The sequence below is a fragment of the Dyadobacter sp. CY343 genome, from assembly GCF_021390335.1.
In the GTDB taxonomy this organism is placed as follows: domain Bacteria; phylum Bacteroidota; class Bacteroidia; order Cytophagales; family Spirosomataceae; genus Dyadobacter.
In genome coordinates, this window is sequence record NZ_JAJUXK010000001.1 from 671,165 (window position 1) to 693,797 (window position 22,633).

15 protein-coding genes are annotated in these 22,633 nt (G+C 46.5%); 12 read left to right on the forward strand and 3 right to left on the reverse strand.

From position 1 onward, the window contains the following. Positions 1-73: 73 nt before the first annotated feature. The 3 genes from LZG94_RS02700 to LZG94_RS02710 form a co-directional block, all read right to left on the reverse strand. A complete protein-coding gene (locus LZG94_RS02700; RefSeq protein WP_233790421.1) occupies positions 74-1,240 on the reverse strand; it encodes an endonuclease/exonuclease/phosphatase family protein in 1,167 nt (388 codons plus the stop codon). Positions 1,241-1,352: 112 nt separating this feature from the next. Beyond that, entirely contained in the window at positions 1,353-2,519 is a 1,167-nt protein-coding gene (gene dnaJ, locus LZG94_RS02705) for a molecular chaperone DnaJ (protein ID WP_215233658.1), read from the reverse strand. Positions 2,520-2,563: 44 nt separating this feature from the next. Beyond that, positions 2,564-3,196 carry a nucleotide exchange factor GrpE gene (locus tag LZG94_RS02710; protein ID WP_229254634.1) on the reverse strand — a complete coding sequence of 211 codons (633 nt, stop codon included), beginning with the start codon at positions 3,194-3,196 and terminating at the stop codon, positions 2,564-2,566. A gap of 111 nt (positions 3,197-3,307) precedes the next feature. Here LZG94_RS02710 and queG point away from each other — a divergent pair, with 111 nt between their 5' ends. The 12 genes from queG (at position 3,308) to ppk1 (ending at position 22,632) form a co-directional block, all read left to right on the forward strand. Beyond that, complete coding sequence (gene queG / locus LZG94_RS02715) at positions 3,308-4,255, forward strand: tRNA epoxyqueuosine(34) reductase QueG (protein ID WP_233790422.1); 948 nt, start codon at positions 3,308-3,310, stop codon at positions 4,253-4,255. Between the two features lie 78 nt (positions 4,256-4,333). Beyond that, positions 4,334-4,747: a DUF1761 domain-containing protein gene (locus LZG94_RS02720; RefSeq protein WP_215233656.1), complete on the forward strand. Its 414-nt coding sequence runs from the start codon at positions 4,334-4,336 to the stop codon at positions 4,745-4,747. A 758-nt stretch (positions 4,748-5,505) separates the two neighbouring features. Beyond that, a complete protein-coding gene (locus LZG94_RS02725) occupies positions 5,506-8,634 on the forward strand; it encodes a SusC/RagA family TonB-linked outer membrane protein (protein WP_233790423.1) in 3,129 nt (1,042 codons plus the stop codon). Positions 8,635-8,653: 19 nt separating this feature from the next. After that, a complete protein-coding gene (locus tag LZG94_RS02730; RefSeq protein ID WP_233790424.1) occupies positions 8,654-10,237 on the forward strand; it encodes a SusD/RagB family nutrient-binding outer membrane lipoprotein in 1,584 nt (527 codons plus the stop codon). Positions 10,238-10,366: 129 nt separating this feature from the next. After that, positions 10,367-11,119 (forward strand): hypothetical protein, encoded by a 753-nt coding sequence (locus LZG94_RS02735; RefSeq protein WP_233790425.1) that lies wholly within the window; start codon positions 10,367-10,369, stop codon positions 11,117-11,119. Positions 11,120-11,154: 35 nt separating this feature from the next. After that, a complete protein-coding gene (locus tag LZG94_RS02740; RefSeq protein ID WP_233790426.1) occupies positions 11,155-11,358 on the forward strand; it encodes a hypothetical protein in 204 nt (67 codons plus the stop codon). Further along, entirely contained in the window at positions 11,355-11,804 is a 450-nt protein-coding gene (locus LZG94_RS02745; RefSeq protein ID WP_233790427.1) for a PIN domain-containing protein, read from the forward strand. Before LZG94_RS02740 ends, LZG94_RS02745 begins: the two co-directional genes overlap by 4 nt. Positions 11,805-12,017: 213 nt before the next feature. Beyond that, positions 12,018-12,890: a ThuA domain-containing protein gene (locus LZG94_RS02750; protein ID WP_233790428.1), complete on the forward strand. Its 873-nt coding sequence runs from the start codon at positions 12,018-12,020 to the stop codon at positions 12,888-12,890. 44 nt (positions 12,891-12,934) lie between these two features. After that, positions 12,935-16,108, forward strand: coding sequence for a PVC-type heme-binding CxxCH protein (locus tag LZG94_RS02755; protein WP_233790429.1), 3,174 nt, complete (start codon positions 12,935-12,937; stop codon positions 16,106-16,108). A gap of 200 nt (positions 16,109-16,308) precedes the next feature. Continuing rightward, the gene (locus tag LZG94_RS02760) at positions 16,309-18,006 is read left to right on the forward strand and encodes a hypothetical protein (RefSeq protein ID WP_233790430.1); all 1,698 of its coding nucleotides are present in this window, start codon (positions 16,309-16,311) and stop codon (positions 18,004-18,006) included. Between the two features lie 197 nt (positions 18,007-18,203). Continuing rightward, entirely contained in the window at positions 18,204-20,159 is a 1,956-nt protein-coding gene (gene gyrB / locus LZG94_RS02765; protein WP_215233648.1) for a DNA topoisomerase (ATP-hydrolyzing) subunit B, read from the forward strand. A gap of 163 nt (positions 20,160-20,322) precedes the next feature. Then, the gene (ppk1, locus tag LZG94_RS02770; protein ID WP_233790431.1) at positions 20,323-22,632 is read left to right on the forward strand and encodes a polyphosphate kinase 1; all 2,310 of its coding nucleotides are present in this window, start codon (positions 20,323-20,325) and stop codon (positions 22,630-22,632) included. Position 22,633: the final 1 nt, after the last annotated feature.

Sequence of the window (22,633 nt, forward strand, 5' to 3'; positions counted from 1 at the left end):
TCAGTCTGAGCGCAGCCGAAGACCTGTCCGACCGCGCAACCCAAGACCTGTCACCCTGAGCGCAGTCGAAGGGCTAATCCAGCTCGACTTTCACCCAAACCAAACGGTGATCCGAGCTGGATTCTCTTTTTTCTACCAGCTCAGCCAACGGTTCCCCCACTGCGGGCCAGAAAACGCCGCTCTTAATAACCTTAAAGCCTTTTTTGGAAGGAAGTACATAGTCGGCACGCATGCGCCAGAATGCTGTGTGGTTTTTAGCAAATATACTGGAACTGCTATGCTGCGCCCCGCCGCTGCTTGCTGGCGGCATTTCATTGTTGACTTTCGGATGTGCTAATAAAGCACGAATTCCCTCACCAATCGCATTGCCTTCGTCGGGAGAAGCATTCTGATCGCCTAGAATTACGAATGCAGCATCGGCAGCCAGCCCGCCTTTTTTACCCTTATCATCATAAATATAAGCGCCGTCGCTGATGTAATCTTTCCAGAAACGTATCTCATCGTGGTTCCGCTTCCCGTTCCGATCTTCCTCGCCGTCGAAGGAAGGCGGGGTAGGGTGGCTGGCCAGGAAATGGACCGTCTTTTCTCCAACTTGTACTGGGATATCCCAATGCGATTTGGAAGAAAGCGGGAAAAGCGCCCAGGCTTCGGGAGTATACCAGTCGGAACCATCGGCATTCGTCGTTTTCAGCGCGCCGGGCATATCTTTCCATTTAAAATGTTGGAAAGTTCTGACGTTCGCAGTGTCAATTGGAAAGCGCGAAAGTAACACCATTCCGTATTGTCCGGGATAATTCCCAAAGCCCCACGCATCGGCACCATATTGCTCAGCCTTCCCGTTCCTGTCCAGATCGAACGGACTCGGCTGGCCGGTATTGACGGTTGAATAGTAATAATAGGGATAGTCGATTCCTTTTACACCTTCGGAATCGCTTTTTAGGTAATTCCTGATAAATGCGCCTGCGCCTGCATTGCCGTCCTGGATATAGTCAAATTCGTTCAGCAGAATTACATCCGGTCTCACAGTCTTGATAATCTTCGCGATATTCCTGATCTGCTGATTAGTCCCTGACGCAAGTTCTTTTACCAAAACCTGCTCGGAAAGTCCTTTTGTACCTCTTGGAAAGTAATTTTCGGCTTCCATACTCACATTGTAGGTAGCGAAAGTAAGCTCGGCGGATTGCGCCTGCATGATAATCGGGCTGGCAGTAAGCAAAAGTGAAAGGAGTGAATTTTTCATTTATTTAAAAAACGTAATGATTGTCAACGAAGCGTTAATAACTGCTTTATGAATCTGGAAACAAAAAAAGCCGCCTCAGGTTCAGAGGCGGCTTAGTATTTTTTGTATGATATCAATGAAAAAAGTCTTTCATTTTGTCAAAAAAGCCTTTTTCATTCTTGCCCGGCTTAGGCTGGAAGTTTGGTGAGTGACGCAATGCTTCCAAAGTTTCACGCTCGTCAGAAGACAATTGCTGCGGTGTCCACACATTAATATGAACCAGCTGGTCGCCTTTTCCGTAACCGTTGAGGTCTTTAACGCCCTTACCTTTCAAACGAAGGATTTTCCCAGCCTGCGTGCCCGATTCAACGGTAATACGCGCTTTTCCGTCGATCGTCGGTATCTCAACAGAAGTACCCAGCGCTGCGTCGATAAAGCTGAGGTGCATGTCGAAAATGACGTTGTTTCCATCACGTTTCAATAATGGATCCTCTTCTTCTTCGATCACGATCAGCAGGTCGCCTGCCATTCCGCCACGCGTAGGTACATTACCTTTGCCCGACATCGATAGCTGCATTCCTTCTGCCACGCCACCCGGGATATTCAGGGTGATCAGATCGTCCTGCAACAATCTGCCTTCGCCTGCACAGGAGTCGCACCGTTCGCTGATAATCTTCCCGTCGCCGTTACAGGTCGGGCAAGTGCTCGTCGAAACCATCTGGCCCAGCATCGTGCTAACCACTTTACGAACCTGTCCGGTACCGTTACAGCTGTTACAGTTCGTAAGGGAAGTACCGTGTTTCGCGCCATTTCCACCGCAGGTATTGCAGGTTACGTGACGTTTTACTTTAATTTTCTTCTCAACACCATTGGCAACTTCTTCCAGGTTCAGTTTCAGCTTGATCCGCAGATCCGAACCTTTACGAACCCGGCGACCGCCGCCTCCGCCCTGGCGACCGAATATGTCCCCAAACGGACTGCTGTCACCAAATATATCTCCGAATTGAGAGAAGATATCGTCCATCGTGAAACCGCCGCCGCTGAATCCGCCTGCGCCGCCTCCACTCGCTCCACCCACGCCCGCGTGACCAAACTGATCATAGCGTGCACGTTTATTTTCGTCGCTGAGAATGCTGTAAGCCTCCGCTGCTTCCTTAAATTTATCCTCCGCGGTAGGGTCCTCCGGATTTTTATCCGGGTGAAACTTGATTGCAAGCTTTCGGTAAGCTTTCTTAATGTCCTCTGCCGCTGCCTTCCGGTCTACGCCCAGTACCTCGTAATAATCTCTTTTCTTTGCCATTATTTCTTGTAATGTATCATGTAAAGCGGCTGTGCAATCTTGTATCAGGCGCCCACGATCACTTTCGCGTAGCGGATCACCTTATCATTTAAATAGTATCCTTTTTCAATTTCGTCGATTACCTTGCCTTTCAAGTCCTCAGATGGAGCAGGGAACTGTGCGATCGACTCGTGAATTTCAGCATCAAAGGTTGCACCCTTAGATTCCATTGGTTTTAATCCTTTGGATTCCAGCGCTTTGAATAACTTATTGTAGATCAGATCAACACCTTCTTTCAATGCTTCCACATCCGTTGAAGAATCGAATGAAACCTTTGCTCTTTCAAAATCATCCACTATCGGGAGGATCAGCTTCACCGTGTCTGCGCCTGCGCCGGAGATCATTTCCAGTTTTTCCTTTGCAGTTCTTCTACGGAAATTTTCAAAATCGGCGTAAAGGCGAATGTATTTATCCTTCAACTCGGCGATCTCGGTTTTAGCAGCTGCCAACGGATCGGTGTCAGCAATTTCGGAAGGTACTTCACCTGTTATTTCCTGTCCTGCATTGTCCAGCGGGACGGAATTGGAAATTTCATTGTTTTCACCTGTTGCCGTGTTGTCAGTTTCTAATGGCGCATTTTCCTCGTTCATTTCGTAATTTTTGTCTTGATCTATATTAAATTCTTTGTTTTCAGCCATAATTCTTAGCATTAACGTGACTTATGCAATGCCCCATTAAGAGTAAATTATTTTGCCAGAGCTAAATTACTGACAAGATGGCATTTTACAATCAATTTGTAAATTTGCAAGATGACGACCGCAGATTTAGTAAGCCAGGAAAGGAGTGAGTTCGTGAAGAGGAAGGCGACGGAAGTAGGTTTCGACTTCTGCGGGATCTCCAAAGCCGAATTTCTGAGAGACGAAGCGCCGAGGCTGGAAAATTGGCTGAAAAAAGGGCAGAATGGCGCGATGGGCTATATGGCCAACCATTTTGACAAGCGGCTTGATCCGACCAAACTGGTGGAAGGTGCTAAAAGCGTTATTTCCGTACTCCTCAATTATTATCCTGAAAAACGCCTGCCCGAAGGAGACGAAGACCTCAAAATTTCCAAATACGCTTACGGGACAGATTACCATATTGTATTGAAAGAGAAGCTGGCCGCATTAATGCTTGCGATCAGCGAAGAGGTGGGCGAAGTAAATGGACGCGTGTTTACCGATTCGGCGCCGGTGATGGACAAGGTATGGGCTGCAAAAAGCGGACTGGGCTGGGTGGGCAAGCATTCGAACCTGCTGAACCGCGACATGGGCAGTTTCTTCTTTATAGGGGAAATCATTTGCGACCTCGAACTGGCACCCGACGGTCCGGTCCAGGATTATTGCGGAACCTGCACCCGCTGCATCGATGCCTGCCCGACCGATGCGATCACGGAACCGTTCGTGGTAGACGGTAGTAAGTGCATCAGCTACTACACGATCGAACTGAAAGAGGCAATACCGGAGGATGTGCGCGGGAAGTTCGACAACTGGATTTTTGGCTGTGATATCTGCCAGGATGTGTGTCCCTGGAACCGGTTTTCGAAGCCGCATACCACACCCGAATTCAACTTACCGGAAACGGTGGCAGGCTATCAAATGAGCGATTGGCTGGAAATTACGGAGGAAGTGTTCAAAGAAATTTTCAAACGGTCGCCTATAAAAAGGGCCAAATTTGATGGTTTGAGGCGGAATATAGATTTTGTTATATCCTCTAAATAAAAAGCACAACTAATAGGTAATCCTTTTATATTTGGGCTCGGGAGTTCCTTTCGATGGCTGAAAAACACACTCAATATTATGAGAAAACAATCTGTCAATCTTTGGGCCGTGCTGGTGTGCGTAGTGATAGGGCAAGTGATTCCGGCTTTATGGTATGGCGCATTTTCTGATACCTGGATAGCGTTGAACGGATTCACACCGGAGCAGATCAAAGCAGCTACAAGCCCGGCTCCCTATCTTGCAAGTATCGTTTCTTCTTCTTTCACGGCGTATACGATCGCCTGGGTTTTTACTAAAATCCCCGTTAAATCGTCATTCGCCGGTCTTCTGATCGGGCTGCTCTTTGGGGTAGTCTTCGTCTTGCTGGAAACCGTCGTGAAGGATATGTTTTCTTTCAAACCTCTGCTATTATCATTGATCGACGGCGGTGTAAGTGCTATCGTTTATGGTATTACCGGTAGCATCCTTGGTGGCTGGCGCAAATACGAGTAGGCAGCGATTCTGTCTCTTAGCTTTATCTTCTTTTAATACTAGTTCTGGTAATCACCGCATTAATCCGACAGCTTAATCTATGCTGTTTTAGGTGGAGTTTGTATTAACATTGCCTTATTATCACATAATCTATACAAACCATAGATTATGGAGCAGCGTCTTCGAGCACGCAGTTACAATATTCCGTACTTATAAATGTTTCTTCGACAAATAATATTTTACGGCAATGGAAAAGTTCAGGTTTTGATACCTGAAATTGCATTTCAGCCGGAATATTAGTTTAGTGCAATTAAATTTTTCGAAATAAATTGTTAGTGTTGTGAAATACATTTAAATTTCACCGAATTAAAGAATGCCGAATATTCTATAAGGTCGGTATACTTGATAATAAACCCGGATTCTCTCAACAAGAATATTACACAACCTTCCAGTATCCCAGCACGGGTAGCTCACTACGAAGGTTAAACAGAGCAAAATTCACTTACGCCGAATGATAGTCCGTCCAAGAATTCGGTAGAGGAAGAAATTAAAATATTTTAAAATATTGCGCTGCGCATTGCAGGTGAAGATCTTATTTAATCGATTGTTTAACCTCTAATTTGCCAAAGTACCGCTTGCCTATGATTTAATACTCTACGTCCCCTAACAGAATAAGTGCTTTATAGCTAACCACTTTAAGGCTTTCAACGCTTCGATCATCCTTCCGGATGTATGGAGCCTCCATGACAAATTTTTCTTAACATTTAACAACAATCATTATGAAAAGAAAGCAAGAAGTAAAGTGTCCCATGTGGATGAAACTTACTTTTTACCAAATGGTCCTTCTTTCAGCCTCCGTGGGCGCATCGTTTGCTGCACCCATGTCGCTGGGGAACAATCTGAAAGTAACCGTTAAACCACGCCTGAATGTAAAACCTGTTACAGGTAGAGTAACCGACAGCAAAGGCGAGGCTGTGCCGGGGACTACTGTGTTGATCAAAGGAAGCGAAACAGGTACAATCACCGATGCCGAGGGTAAATACACGCTCGACGTTCCGAACGACGGGACGATTCTGGTGTTTTCGTCGATCGGTTTCAATAGCAAAGAAGTTACAGTTGGGGCGCAAAGTACATTGGATGTGGTTCTCGAAACATCCTCTGCTGTGCTTGAAGAAGTAGTGGTAACAGCACTTGGTATCCAGCGCGATAAAAAAGCACTGACTTATGCAACCCAGCAAATAGGCGGTACCGAATTGCGCCAGGCTGCCAATACCAACTTTGTTGATGCCCTTAACGGTAAGGCAGCGGGTATTGATATCAAGGTAAGTAGCTCAGGAGCAGGCGGTTCTACGCGCGCTGTTCTTCGGGGAAATAAATCGTTACAGGGTTCCAGTGAGGCCCTTTATGTAATTGATGGTATTCCTATGGTGAATAACAAAGGCGGGCAGCCGGGTTCTTACGGCGGAACAGATGGAGGAGACGGACTTTCTGCTATCAACCCTGCGGATATCGAGAGTATCAGCATTTTGAGGGGAGCGAATGCGGCTATTCTTTATGGTAGCCAGGGAGCAAATGGTGTTATTTTGATTACAACCAAAAAGGGACAGGAAGGAAAATTGTCTGTGGATTTCAATTCCAGCGCAGTTTTGGAGCAAGTATCCGGTCTTCCTGATTTCCAGTATCGTTATGGTACAGTGGGTGGAGATTACAGCTGGACTCCGGTAGGAACTCCTGAGGTTAAATCAGACAGTTACCAGAAAGATTATATCAAAGATTTCTTCCAGACCGGGGCTACATTTACCAACTCGGTATCAATCACCGGAGGGAATGCGAAGACGAACGTTTATTTTTCTTACGCTAATATTTCGTCCAAAGGTGTAATGCCAACAAACACCTACAATAAGAACAACTTCTCGTTCAGACAAAGCACCAGGCTGCTGAAAGACAAGATCACGATCAGTTCAGGGGTGATTTTATCTGCGGAAACATCCAAAAACCGTCCGGGTGCAGGTTACTACAACAACCCGCTGACGGGACTGTACCTGTTTGCCAGAGATCGTGACTTCAATAGCTTCAAAAATGGGTACTCCGTATTTAACGAAGAACGGAATATGGATAAAATGAACTGGTATTCGACCGAAGAGAAGCAGAACAATCCTTACTGGGAATTGAACAAAAACCCGAAGCTGCAAACGTACAGAAGGATCATCGCCAATATGAAGCTGTCGTACGACATTCTGGAAAACCTGAAATTCGAGGTAAGGGGTAATATCGATTATAATAATGTACTGGACGATAAGCGTTACGCGGCGGGTGGTAACTCGGTGAGCGTGAGCCCGAACGGTACATGGGCTTATAACAAATACACAGATCAGGCAATTTACACAGATGGTATCCTGAGCTACAATACTAATTTTGGAGATTTCAGTGTGAATGCATTGGCTGGTCTCAGCTTCCAGAAAAATACGTATTTCGATGGACTGAGCGTTGCAAACGGTACCGTATCGCTTCAATATCCGAACGTATTCACATTTGCGAACATGCCTTATAACGTGATTTTCAATAATCACCCGGATTATAGCAAAACCGTTAAACAAGGCGCATTTGCTAACTTGTCACTTGGGTTCAAGGATTTCCTCTTTCTGGATCTGGCCGGACGTAATGACTGGGCTTCTACGCTGGCTCTTACCGGAAACCAATCTTACTTTTACCCATCGATCGGTGGATCAGCAGTAATCAGTCAGATGATTGATCTGCCTCAGGCGATTTCATTGCTGAAAGTAAGGGCTTCGTTCTCGCAAACTGCCAACGAGGTACCATATAACAGGGTGCTTCCATTGAGCACCATCGGCGGAGCGGGCGGACCAACGGGTATTGGTGGTATCAACAGACCTACGCAGGTTCCGTTTACCAACCTGAAGCCTGAAAAAATCGTAGCGAATGAATATGGTCTTGAAATGAAATTTTTCAAAAACAGGTTAGGTGCTGATTTTACTTATTACAATGGCGCGAGTACCAATCAGTTCCTTTCGCTTGCAGCTCCGTCGGGCTCAGGATATACGACCTATTTTGTGAATGCAGGAAGGATCGAAAACCATGGATTTGAGTTTACACTGAATGCTGAGCCTTTTCGTACCGACAATTTTAGCTGGAACACGACAGTAAATGCTTCTCAAAACAAAAACAAGATCGTAGAACTGATCACTTCAAACCCTAATTATCAAGTGGGCGGCGACGATGAAGGTTTTGCGTCGATCATCAAAGCGGGTGGTTCTTTCAATGATGTATACATTTTTAAGTTTGCAAGAAACGATGCAGGAGCGATCATTCTGGACAAAAATGGCGTTCCTACCAAAGCTGCCAAGCAGGAACTGGTGGGTAATGTAAACCCTAAGCTTCTTTTGGGATGGACCAACAATGTGAGCTATCGCAACTTTTTCGCAAGCGTTCTCGTAAATGGTAAATTTGGCGGTGTCGCATTCTCCAAAACTGAGGCATTCCTTGATTCTTACGGTGTAAGTGAAAAATCTGCCGAGGCGAGAGATGCGGGAACAATGGCCATTAATGCAGTTACACCTGAGGGTGCAGCGGTTACTTCCATTGCTCCGTACACGTACTACTCTGCGATCGGTGACAGAAACAAGATCATGGAACCTTATGTGTTTTCAAGAACTAATGTCAGACTGGGACAATTTGTAATAGGCTACAACCTGAAAAGCAAAGCTGCAAACCCTGTATTTAGAGATGCTTCTATCTCATTCGTAGGCAGGAACTTGTTCTTCTTCTACAAAAAAGCACCTTTCGATCCGGAACAGGCGATGACTACCAACAATGCGATGCAGTCTACCGACGTGTTCGGTTTGCCCGCAACAAGGTCTTACGGCTTGAACCTAAAGGTTACATTCTAAAAACTCTAAAATCATTGATATGAAAAAAATATTCATTGCCCTGGTATCACTGATCGCGTTCGCGGCGTGTACAGACAATTTTGAAGAGATAAATAAAAACCCGAACCAGATCTCAGACGAGTTGCTGAAGCAGGATTTCAACCTGGTAGGTTCACCGTTTTCCAACATGATCTTCAATCTGAACGGTCACCAGATCGAAGAAGATCTTTGGGCCGACAACTGGATGGGATTCATGGGAACACCTACGGATTTTGTTGGTAATGTAAACAATACCACTTACTACATTCGCTGGAACACCTATTGGGACCGGGTATATGGTAGTGTAATGTCCCCAGCAAAACAGGTGATCCAGCTAGCGGCTGACAATAACCTGCCGCTGTTTGCTACATGGGCTAAATTGATCCGTATTGCTGCAATGTCCAAATTGACGGCTGCGCACGGGCCGGTCATTTATTCTCAATATGGTACTACCGCCAATTCTATTTTGTACGATAAAGAGTCTGAGCTTTACCCGATGTTTTTCAAGCAGCTCGATTCTATCCAGGTTGATCTTGCAGCAAATAAAGAGTACACCGGGTTCAGGAAATTTGACCCGACAGCTTACGCAGGCAGTATTCCGCGGTGGCAGAAAGTGGTTAACTCGCTTCGTTTGAGATTGGCAATGCGCCTTTCAAAAGTAGATCCTGCGCTGGCGAAAACCGAGGGTGAAAAGGCTATGGCTGATCCTGCCGGCTTGATCACGACCAATGCTGACAATTTTATTAATTCCCTGAACGGTGCAAAAATTCCCGTGGCTCAGATTTCTTATGAATGGGATGATACCCGCATGGGTGCGCCGATGGAATCTTTCCTGGTGGGTTTAAAAGATGGCCGGATCTCGCAATTCTATGCACCTATGTCTGCGGCGAACGCTGCGTTGTATAAAGATCATCCAACTGTGCCCTACAAAGGGATCCGCAATGGTGCTTTTATCAAGGCGAAAGCAGATCACGTACCTTTCTCGAAAGTGGCTGAAAGCTTTCAGACTGTCCAAACCAGAAGGAATTTTACGGCGGCCGAAGTTGCTTTTCTGAAAGCGGAGGCTGGACTCAGGGGCTGGGCAGGTGCAGGCGATCCGAAAGCCAATTATGAAAATGGTGTGAGATTGTCATTCGCTGACTGGGGTGCAGGCGGCGTAGATGCTTACCTCGCGGACGCAACGAGCAAGCCGATCAATTACGTTGATCCGATCGATGCCCGTAACAACTTCACTGCCTCTTCCACCATTACCGTGGCCTGGAACAATGCAGATTCGAATGAATTGAAACTGGAAAAGATCATTACCCAGAAATACATCAATACTTTCACCAATACGATGGAAGCGTGGGTGGATTTCAGGAGAACCGGTTATCCGAAAATCCCACATGTCGCCAAAAATGACAGCAATGGAGATTGGGGTGTTATTCCGGCGAATGAATGGATCAAAAGAATGCCTTTTGTGAATGCAGAAAGAAATGGCAATACAGCTGCCGTTGCAGATGCGGTAACCAAAATGGGCACGGGCGCAAAAGATGATATTGCAACGCGGTTGTGGTGGGATACCGGTAAAGTTGCCAACTTCTGACACGCAGCAACTCAGTATTTAACTCATTTTTTAATATGCTTAAAAAGCGGCAGGGGATCCAACTTCCCTTGCCGCTTTTGTATTTATTATGCTACCTGGTAATCGATATTGACCTAAAATTGGATAGTTTTGGCAACACAATTCCTGATGCGCTCAACGATGACCAAAGCACTGATCCTGCTGATTTTGACCCTTACGCTGCCTGTTTTGCATACTTATGCGCAAAATCGGGCGGGTGCGGAGTGGAAAAAAGATAGGGTTGAAGATACGGTGACGGTCAAGGAAAAGGACGCTGAAAAGCATTATGTGCCCACGTGGCAATTCGGGTTGAATGGCGGGTTGGCGAAACGACTTTTCAGGTCGGGAATAATCCCAACTTCGGCAGAGGAAAAATACATTGATGATCTGAAATCGGGTATTTCTTTTGGCGCAAATGCCTCCTACTTTTATTGGAAGCAGATCGGTTTCGGGTTGGTTTTTGATCGGTATCAGAGTAAGGCTACTTCGGAAGACGGCCTGACGGAAAGTGTACTGATCCAGCATTTAAGCGGCGCGGTGAGTTACAGAAGTGTTTTGAAAAGCTTAAAAACTTCCGTGATCAGTTCCTTTATGCTGGGTTACCAGCCTTATCGGAACAAGGCGATAGCAAATGCGGAGCAGCTCACATTTTCCGGAAATACGATGGGGTGGGGGCTGAGTGTTGGCATCGAGCGCAGGCTGGGTAATCGCCTCGCATTAAACCTGACCGGCAGCGCCATGATGGGAGCGATTTACCGAATGAAAAAAGAAACCCCTCTTCACACAACAATCCTGCATTTATCGAAAGATGATCACGTAGATTTATCCAGAGCGTCACTGACATTGGGGCTGCGGTTCTTTTGAGTTATTTTGTTAAATTTGATTAAAACAGATTCATCATGGTAATTGAAAGAACTGACAAAGAAGTAATAATCAGGCTGCCGGCTACTGTTGACATTGAAGATCTTCAGGAGTTCGTTCATTTCGCGCGCTATAAAGAACTTACTTCCAAATTCCGGGTAGACCAAGAGGAAGTTGACGACATGGCGAGCAGTATCAATGCAAGCTGGTGGAAAGAGCACGGCAGCCAGCACAGCAAATGAGGATCGTCGTAGACACTAATATTGTTTTCAGCGGAATATTAAACTCTTCAAGCCGGATTGGCCATATTTTGATTAATTCGAAGAAGCATTTCGAATTTTTTACCTGCAATTTTCTGGAAGCTGAAATATCAAAGCATCAGGGAAAGCTATTAAAGCTTACTAAACTGGAACCTTACGAGTTAGCCGAACTACAAAAACTCGTTACCGCAAACATTATATTCATAAATGAGCAACTCATTCCGCCGGTAGAAATGCTGAGGGCTGAGACACTTTTAATGGATATAGATATCAACGATACGCCGTTTGTTGCCCTCACCAATTACCTCGATTGCAAACTATGGACCGGCGATAAAGTGCTGATCGAAGGGCTTCGCGACAAGGGGTATGAACATACGATCACTACTTCCGAACTTTCTCAATTACTGTCGGAACTCGAAATACGCTGAGGCACTATCCTGTTTTTTGCTTTCAACCAGCAATAACTTGCATGCGTATTTCTAATCAATATTATCACTAAGTAACGGAAAAATTGGATTTGCGAGTCTGATGTAGGGAGGCTGCGGAGTTGGGACAATCTTAAAATTACTGAAAGGTGTGCCGCAACCCGGGTAGTATTCCGTTATTTTGGATTTATAATTCTAAACTCTTAATAGCCTGACATGAATAAATTGCGTACCTGCCGCCTAATATGGCTTCTGATCTGTGCATTATCAATAAATATCTTCTCAAACAGCGTCGCTCAGGCGCAGAAAAAGAAGCCGGTAGTTGTGTTCGTTACTGGCGATCATGAATATAGCGGAGAAGAAACCCTGCCGATCGTAGCAGCAGAGCTGGAAAAAAATTACGGGATGAAAACCATTTTCCTGAAAGCAAAAGACGGTCCTAATGATGAAAAAAATATCCCGGGGCTGGAAGCATTAAAGGATGCGGATCTTGCCATTTTCTATCTCAGATGGAGACAGTTACCAAAGGATCAGCTTGCTCATATTGATGCTTACTTGAAATCCGGGAAACCGTTAATGGGTTTCCGGACAACCACGCACGCATTCAATTTTCCAAAAGGACACGAAAGTGAAAAGTGGAATGCATTTGGAGAGTTTGCATTGAATTCGCCTCCGGGATGGGGCGGCGCAGCCAAGCACACGCACTATGGACACGAAAGCAGCACGGATGTAACCGTAAATCCGGACCAGGCAAATAACCCTATATTGACCGGAGTAACTGGCCCGTTCCACGCCAGATCGTGGCTCTACCGCGTCCTGCCGGATTATCCTACCAAAGGTTCTACATTACTTTTGACAGGTAAAGCTGTGAATGCAGACAAAGAAGCGATTGAAAATCCGGTTGCGTGGACAGGTACCAATTCATTTGGGGCCAAAATTTTCATGACAACCCTTGGGCATCCAGACGATTTTAAACTCGAACCTTTCCAGCGACTGATTATCAATGCAATACACTGGGAGCTCGGTAAGCCGATCCCGAAATGGAAAGGCAAAATGAATATCGACGTGACCTACCGCACCGCAAATTAGTACCCGCATACTTCCTAATCCCAACCTAAGAATTACGAATTAAAATGTCTAAACCCAGGAAAATCAGCGTTCACGTATCGCTTATTGCATTTGGATTGGCGTTGATCGCATTCAGTGCATTCAAATTCAATCAAACCGCTTCCATTGCTATTCAGAAAGGCTCTCACATTGTTTTGCTAGGAAACAATCTGGGCTCCAGAATGATGAATTACGACAACTTTGAGACGGAGCTCCACGTACGTTATCCGCAGAACGAGCTTTTTATCCGCAATATGTGCGACGGCGGCGACACGCCCGGTTTCAGGCCGCATTCGAGCCGCAATTCTCCCTGGGCTTTTCCGGGAGCTGAAAAGTTTCAGACAGAGCTGGCTAATCCGTCACAAAGTGAAGGTCATTTTGATACGCCCGATCAATGGTTAACCCGCCTCAAAGCCGACGTGATCATTGCTTTTTTTGGTTATAATGAATCTTTTCAGGGTAAAGAAGGGCTGGCAAACTACAAGGCTGAGCTGGATGCATTCATCAAATACACATTAACCCAGAAATACAACGGCTCCACGGCACCCAAGCTGGCGATCGTTTCTCCTATCGCATTTGAAGATCTGTCTGGTACTTATGATTTACCCAACGGTAAAAAGGAGAATGAGAACCTGTCCCTCTATTCGAAGGCAATGAAAGAGGTCGCGGACCAGAATAAAGTCTTGTTCGTGGATGCATTTACCCCGTCTCAAAAATGGTATGCAGATACCCAGGAGCCACTTACGATCGACGGTTCGCAGCTGAACGCCGAAGGTTACAAGAAGTTGGGCGTATTGCTGGCTGATCAGGTATTCGGAAAAGCTGCACCAAAAGCACAGGCGAACAGAAAGCTGATCCATGATGCGGTAGACGAGAAAAACTGGATGTGGCACAACGATATCAAGGTCCCGAACGGCGTGCACGTTTATGGCAGAAGGTACAATCCGTTTGGGCCTGACAATTATCCTGCGGAAATAGAGAAGATCCGGGAAATGACGGATATCCGCGACAAGGCGGTGTGGCTGGCAGCTTCAAAAGGACAGAAAACGGATCTGGCCGCAGCGGATAAAAATACAAAGCCGCTTCCTCCGGTTAAGACGAATTTTAACCCGGAAAAAAATGGCAGTCTTGAATACCTCTACGGCAAGGATGCATTAGGTAAATTGAAAGTGCCGGAAGGTTATAAAATCGAGCTTTTCGCTTCGGAGGAGGAGTTCCCGGACCTTGCTAAGCCTATGCAAATGTCTTTCGATAACAAAGGCCGCCTTTGGGTTGCGACCATGCCGAGCTACCCGCACTATAAGCCGGGTGATACCAAGCCTGACGACAAGATTATCATCCTGGAAGATACAAATAACGATGGTAAGGCAGACAAGCAAACGGTTTTTGCCGACGGTCTGCATCTACCGCTGGGTTTCGAGATAGCGCCGGAAGGCGTCTACGTTTCGGCCGGTACCAATTTGAAATTTTTCACCGATACGAATGGCGATGATAAGGCGGATAAAATGGAGATCCTGCTGAGCGGATTCGACGACCATGATACGCACCACAACAGCCACGCATTTACAGTTGATCCATCTGGCGCTATTTACTCCGGCGAGGGTGTTTTCCTGCATACCAATGTGGAAACTTCTTACGGCCCGGTGCGTGCGACCAATGGCGGTTTTTACCGATACGCGCCGCAATTAAAAAAACTGGAACGTACTGCGCAGCTTTCAATTCCCAATCCCTGGGGTATTGCATTTGACGATTGGGGACAGCCGTTTTTTGCCGAAACATCAAGCCCCGATGTGCGCTGGATGATGCCGGGCTCTGTATTGCCGAGATATGGCGAGTCTACGCACAAGTCGGTGCAATTGATTGAAGAAAAACATCGCGTGCGTCCTACTTCCGGCCTTGAATTCGTATCCAGCCGCCATTTTCCCGACGAACTGCAGGGAGATTTCCTGATCAATAACACGATCGGATTTTTAGGAACAAAAGAACATACTTTGGTTGACGACGGGACTGGTTACAAAAGCCGCCACCGCCAGGATCTGGTAGTAAGTGAGGACCGCAACTTCCGACCTGTGGATATGGAGTTTGCGCCCGACGGATCGCTGTATGTGATCGACTGGCACAATATCCTGATCGGCCACATGCAGCACAATGCGCGCGATCCTTTGCGTGACCATTCGCACGGCCGGGTTTACCGCATTACTTACCCTTCCCGCCCGCTGGTTACGCCGGCAAAAGTTGACGGGGCGAGTATTGAGGTGCTTTTGGATAATTTGAAACTGCCTGAATACCGAACCAGATACCGCACCAGAAGAGAGCTTCGAGGTCGTAACGCGACAGAAGTTTTAGCCAAAATGAATACCTGGATCGCCGGCCTGGACAAAAACGATCCAAGATATGAGCACCATTTGCTGGAAGGTTTGTGGGTAAGCTGGGGATTGAATAAAGTGGATCAGAAACTGCTGAAACAACTCCTGAAAGCCAAAGATTACCATGCACGTGCTGCGGCGGTGGAAGTGGTGCGTTACACGGGACACCAGGTGCCTGATCAGGCCGAGTTACTAATGCAGGCTGTAAAAGATGAGAACAGCCGGGTGCGCCTAGTTGCGATTGTGGCTGCTTCGTGGATTGGCAAGGAAAAAGGATTGCCGATCCTGGCCGAAGCCAAAAAAATGCCGCTTGACGATTGGACAATCCACGCTTTTGAGGCAGCAGAGGCACATTTGAAAGGAGAAAATGTTAAAAAAGAAAAAGAGGATGTTGCCAAAACCTCTCTGAAAGGAAACGATCTGATCCTTTTTAATCAGGGAAGGCAGATTTATGCCAAAGAAGGCTATTGCGCAACCTGTCACCAGCCCGATGGAAAAGGGTTGGCCGCAGCCGGATTCCCGCCGCTTAATAATACTAACTGGGTATTGGGAAGCGATGAAAGGCTCATCAAGCTGGCACTGAAAGGTCTGCTGGGGCCGATAGAAGTGAGTGGTAAAAAGTACCCCGGGCAGGTCCCTATGACGCCTTTCGGCGGTCTGCTGAAAGACGACGAGATCGCAGCGGTACTTACTTATGTCAGAAATTCATTTGGCAACAAAGGGGCGGCAATTTCACCTGAAAAAGTGAAGCAGGTACGTGCTGCTACGGAGAGCAAAAAGGATTTTTATTCCCCTGAGCAGCTTTTGAAAGAGCATCCGATGGAGAAGATGTAATAGAATAAAAGAACAGGATTGAGCTAAAACGAGCTGCCGGAAGGCGGCTCGTTTTGCATTTGCAGTGTTTAGTAACCGGCGCTTTAAGAAATGCAGGAAAATTTGAGAATAACTACTAATGGATTATTTTTGCCTGATACCGGCCAGCTGATGGTTATTTCTTCAAGGACCGGAATACTCCTCATCTATTTGTACGGTTTATGCAGCGAATCCTAGCGGTGGCGGTTATTTTCTTTGTAGCATTCATTTTTGTTATTTATAACTACTACTACGCAGTCAATTTTCCATATCAGGACGACTTTCTTCTAATCCAGTTTATCGAAACGATCTCCCAGGGGGGATTAGGTGTCGCCGGCGTTTTGAAAGAAATGTTCAGGACGTTTAACGATCATAAGGCAGCTGTTCCGCGTTTTATTTCATTAATGGAATATTACGCGACGGGCCGGCTCAATTTCCGGTTTTACATTGTCCTGGTCTCCGTCAACCTTATTTACATCTTCTATTTTCTGTACTTACAGTTCAAAAAGTCGAGGCTACCGCTCATTTATTTCCTGCCCGCGCCGTTGTTGTTTTTTCAGCCGCTTTACCACGAAATTTCCAATTGGGCGCTGACAGGAATGCAGCATTCTTACCTTACTGCGTTCACAGTCACTGCAATTATCCTGGTTTCCCGCCGCAGTAACCCAGCATTCTACGGAGCAATGTTCTGCTGTTTCCTGGCCACTTTTACGCACGGAAATGGCATATTATCCTTTCCCGCCATCGTTTTCTATTTTCTGTGTCTAAAGGATTTCAGACGTGCGATCCTGACGACTGTGTTCATGATCACCTGTTTTCTGATCTACATCATAGGCTACGAATCCGGGCAGGCAGGAAGGTTACCGAACGATGTGATCAGCTTCCTGTCCTCACTTTTTGGTTTTATCGGATCGAGTATGTCGCTTTGGTCTCAGCCGATATTATGGTCGGCAGTTTGGGGTATTGTTATGGTGGCGTTCATGGTGTTTATTGTGTTCAAAATTGCGCGCACTTACTTCAATGAGCCTGTGACTATCAAGCCGGGTACTGTCGAATTACTGGCACTCTTCGCTTTTATTTTTGTCACGAGCACAGTGATCGCGATTTTCCGGTCGTGGGCCGGCAGCACTATTGCCAGTCGCTTCCAGATCTATGCGTCACTGGCGACAGTAATCTTCTACCTGATGCTGATCGATTACGCCGCTTTTTTCAGGAAAAAATCAGTACTCACGGTGGTGATCGGACTGAGTTTTTTTTACTGCGCCTATTCGTACTACAAATTCACGGGTATGGTGGCCGGGCAGAAAACGACGTATCTGGCAGATGTATATAACTGGAAGACTAATCGCAATATGTTTTCGGTCGAGAAATCGATCACGCGCAATGCAGATTTTTATCTCACACCGGGCTACGAAAAGGGCTTTTTCCATTTACCAGAACCGGTTGTAAAAAAAGAGCAGCTTGATTCCATGTTTGCCGCCGCTCCCCGCCCAGTAGCGGATTGCGAAATGTATGTGGAGGAATGGCAGATGGAGCGACTTTCAAGAGAGAAGGTCGAGATACTGACCCATTATTACATTTCCAGCATTGTGCTTCCTGCACGTAAAGGACTTTTGGGAGACCGTTTCCTCGTTTTGAAAGACCGGCAGAACGGGCAGCTGCACCTGGCGAATGCCAATCCGAAAGTGGAGGCCAGGGAGAAGATCGTCACGGACGGGACCTACTATAAACCGGGTTTTCACTCATTTTTCCGGAAAGATGATCTCGCTGCCGGAGCTTACGATCTGGGTATCCTGGATGTGAGCGACAAAGCTGAAAAAGCGTTCTTTCTGCTTGATAAATCGTTGCTGGTAACCACCGCGGGACTTACTTTACAGTAGGTGGCGCGGCGATATTTCCCGACTTAATTTACCGTTTGATTACTCAGCTGCAATATTGGTTATTTAATATTTCCAGATGCTCTTGCGACGCGCATTAAATCGCGTCGGAAGGCTGGAATCCTGCGAAAAAAATCGTATCTTTGCATGCTTAAAAGGCCGGAAATTGGCACTTTTTATTCAGGTGAAAAACAAACAATATGTCAAACGAAACAGTGCTTGAAGTGAACAGCTATTCAGCTGAAAATATCCAGGTTCTTGAAGGTTTAGAGGCCGTTCGTAAACGTCCGGCGATGTACATCGGTGATACCGGCTTCAAAGGGGTTCACCATTTAATTTGGGAGGTTGTCGATAACTCCATTGATGAGGCAATGGCCGGCTATTGCGACACGATCAATGTGACGGTTGAGAAAAATAATTCAATTACAGTTCAGGATAATGGTCGCGGGATTCCAACCGGAATGCACCCGAAAGAGAAAAGATCCGCTTTGGAGGTCGTACTGACCGTTTTGCACGCGGGTGGTAAATTTGATAAAGACACTTACAAAGTTTCAGGAGGTTTGCACGGAGTAGGTGTTTCCTGCGTAAATGCACTTTCTATACACCTTCGCGCCGAAGTTCACCGGGAAGGAAAGATATTTGAACAGGAGTTTAGCGAAGGGAAACCTTTGTATGCAGCCAGGGTAATTGGTGACTCTGAAAAAACAGGGACATTTATCCACTTTTTGCCGGATGCAACCATATTCACGGTAACCGAATTCAAGTACGAAACCATCGCGACGCGTTTGCGGGAATTGTCCTATTTGAACAAACGCATCCGCATTACGTTGGAAGACAAGCGTGAGGAGGACGAAGATGGCAAATTCCGTGGGGAAGAATTCTATTCGGAAATCGGTCTGAACGAGTTTGTAACCTACCTGGATGCAACACGCACGCCGCTTATTCCCGAGCCGATCCACATGGAAACGCTGAAAGGAACAGTGCCGGTTGAAGTGGCGATGATGTACAACACCTCTTACAGTGAGAACGTGTTTTCGTATGTTAATAACATCAATACGATCGAAGGCGGAACGCACGTATCGGGCTTCCGGGCTGCGTTGACGAGAACTTTGAAAAATTATGCGGAGAAATCCGGCGTTCTTGCTAAAGAAAAGATAGAGATAAGCGGGGACGATTTCCGCGAGGGACTTACTGCTGTCATTTCTATTAAAGTGCAGGAGCCGCAGTTCGAAGGTCAGACCAAAACCAAGCTGGGTAACTCGGAAGTTACCGGAGTAGTAAGTCAGGTGGTTTCTGAAATGCTGGATACTTACCTCGACGAACACCCAAAGGAAGCGAGGGTAATTATTGAAAAAGTAATCCTGGCCGCCAAAGCACGTATTGCCGCGAAAAAGGCACGTGAGATGGTGCAGCGTAAAAACGTGCTGACAGGCACCGGCTTGCCAGGAAAGCTCTCCGACTGCTCGGAAACCGACCCTAACATATGCGAATTGTACCTGGTCGAAGGGGACTCGGCGGGTGGAACTGCAAAACAGGGCCGTAACCGCGCTTACCAGGCGATATTGCCGCTGCGTGGTAAGATCCTAAATGTGGAAAAAGCACAGGAATACCGCATTTACGAAAACGAAGAGATCAAGAACATGTTCACCGCGATGGGCGTGCAGATCGGAAAAGACGGTGACGAGCGTGCTTTGAATATCGACAAACTGAGGTATCACAAGATTGTGATCATGACGGATGCGGATATTGATGGTAGTCACATTCGTACCCTGATCCTCACATTCTTTTTCAGATATATGAAGATTTTGATCGATCACGGTTATATCTACATTGCCCAGCCACCTTTGTATCTGGTCAAAAAAGGAAAAGAAGAAAGATACTGCTGGACGGAACTGCAGCGCGAAGAAGCGGTAAGGGCGATTGCTGCCGGTCGCGAAGAATCGGTGCATGTGCAGCGGTACAAAGGTTTGGGTGAAATGAATGCAGAGCAGCTTTGGGAAACAACCATGAATCCTGAAAGAAGAAGCTTAAAGCAGGTTTCGATCGAATCGGCGGCTGAGGCGGATCACCTGTTCTCTATGCTGATGGGCGATGAAGTAGCTCCGCGGCGCGATTTTATTGAGAAAAACGCAAAGTATGCACGTGTAGACGTATAGCCTTTGATTCATACCGGATTTCTTGAAACGGGTGGCTGTCAATGGCAGTCATCCGTTTCTTTTTGTTCCAAAATTTAACAGAAACTTCATCCGGGTGGAAACAATAGATTATTTACATTCGTTGGAATTATAGCAAGTTTTTTACATTATTAATATAGATTTTATGTCCGATTCAAGCGACCATACATATAGCAGTGAAAAGAAAGGCAAACTGAACAACCTGCTTGCCTTTTTCAAAAGCACCAAACAAATAGCCCCGACAGAAGAGCACAAGATCGTCAGCTCGACGGAAAAGGTACATACCCAGGTGCAGCAAAGCGATATGATCAGTCGCGACCTGAGCTGGCTTAAATTCAACGACCGGGTACTGGATCAGGCGCTTGATGAAGAGAGAAACCTGTTCGACAGGCTTAAATTCCTGGCCATTACCTCTTCCAATCTCGATGAATTTTTCACTATCCGGGTTGGTAGCCTATATAATTACCTCGATTTCGGCAAAGAGCGTCTCGACTATTCCGGCTTGCGGGAGATACCTTTCAGGAAGGTAATGATGCGCGAGATCCATGAGTTCGTGCGCCGGCAAAATGAATGCTATACCAGCCAGTTGGAGCCGCTATTTACCAAACACGGTTTCAGGATAGTAGGTCTGGATGAAGTGGTGGACGAAGAAAAAATTGCTGTCGAGGAGTATTTTGAGCGTACGGTTTACCCGATGCTCACACCAATGCTCTTCGACTACACGCACGCTTTTCCGGTACTGCTCGCAAAAGTGCTCGTGCTGGGTGTAATCACGCAGGTGAAAGGTACCACCTCGGAGGAAGACAGGAAGCTGTCATTTGTGCAGCTGCCGCTTAACCTACCGCGTTTTTATGTGATCGAGCGCGAAGATGAGCTGCTGTTCCTGCCGATTGAGAATATTGTCAGAAAGTATATCAATAAGCTTTATAGAAATGTGGACATCGTTTCCACGAACCTTTTCCGCATCCTTCGAAACGGTGATTTTACATTGGAAGAAAGCGATGATATTGAAGCAGATTTTATTGATGAAATCAAACAAAAGATAAAAAGCAGGAGATTGGGCCGCGTCGTGCAGGTTTCAGTCGAGCCAGATATTAATCCTGATCTATTGAGCCTGATCAAAAAGCGCTGGGAGATAGATGATTACAACGTTTTTCCGACGCAGGGACTGATCGATTATACCGCATTCTGGAACATTATCAAACACCCGGAATTTAAAGACCAGATTCCGCCTATACACCCGCCGGTACCGCCGCTTGGACTGGACAGGGAGCGTATTCCGGACATTTTCGAAACAATGCGCGAGCGGGATATCCTCCTGCACCACCCGTACAACAACTTTGAGCCCGTTTTGCAATTGCTGGAACAGGCCGCAGAAGATCCCAAAGTTTTGTCGATCAAGCTGACCATTTACCGGCTAGCCAAAAACTCCCGCGTTACGGAAGCACTTTTGCACGCAGCAGAAAACGGAAAGCACGTGGCGGTTTTGTTCGAGGTGAAAGCCCGATTTGACGAAGAGAACAATATTCGCGAAGCACAGCGGCTGCAAAAAGCGGGCTGCTTTGTTATTTACGGAATAGGTTTGTTAAAAACACACACAAAACTGCTCCTGATCGTCCGTAATGAAGGAAACAGGGTATTGCGATACGCGCACCTTTCGAGCGGAAACTACAATGAAGATACGTCGAGACTTTACACGGATACCGGGCTGCTGACTTCCAATGAGGAGTATACCCATGATATCTCCGAGTTTTTCAATGTAATCACAGGACATTCAATTCCGACTGAATACCAAAACCTGATCACAGCGCCGCGTTATATGCGGGCCAAGCTTATTGAGTTGATCCAGCAGGAGGCCGACAATGCAAGAGCGGGACTGAAAAGTGGTATTTGTATTAAAATCAACTCGCTGGAAGACAAAGATACCATTTTAGAGCTCTACAAAGCTTCGGAAGCTGGTGTGCCTATTCGTCTGATCGTGAGGGGAATGTGCTGCCTGCGGCCGAAACGTCAAGGACTTAGCGAGAATATAACGGTGAGATCTCTGGTAGGGGACTTTCTGGAACATTCGCGGATATTTTACTTCCACCAGGACGGTAATCCGCTGGTGTACGGAGGTAGCGCCGACGCGATGGTGCGAAGTTTTGATAGACGCATTGAGTCACTTTTCAAGCTTGTCGACCCGCGTGTGCGCCAGGAGGCGATCCATATTCTGGCATACAGCCTCATGGACAATGTGAATTCTTACGAATTGCAGGAAGATGGTTCTTACATCAAATGCGAGATCGAGGACGGTGTGGAGCCGCTGAATGTGCACAAGGCATTTTACAATGTGACCCTGGACGAAGTACTGCGTACACATTTGTTTGAAACAGAAGACAAGCAGCTCGAAATCAAAGAAGTAGAAGCGGAATTGACTACGCCGGAAGTTCAGGAAGAAACAACCGGGCAGTAAG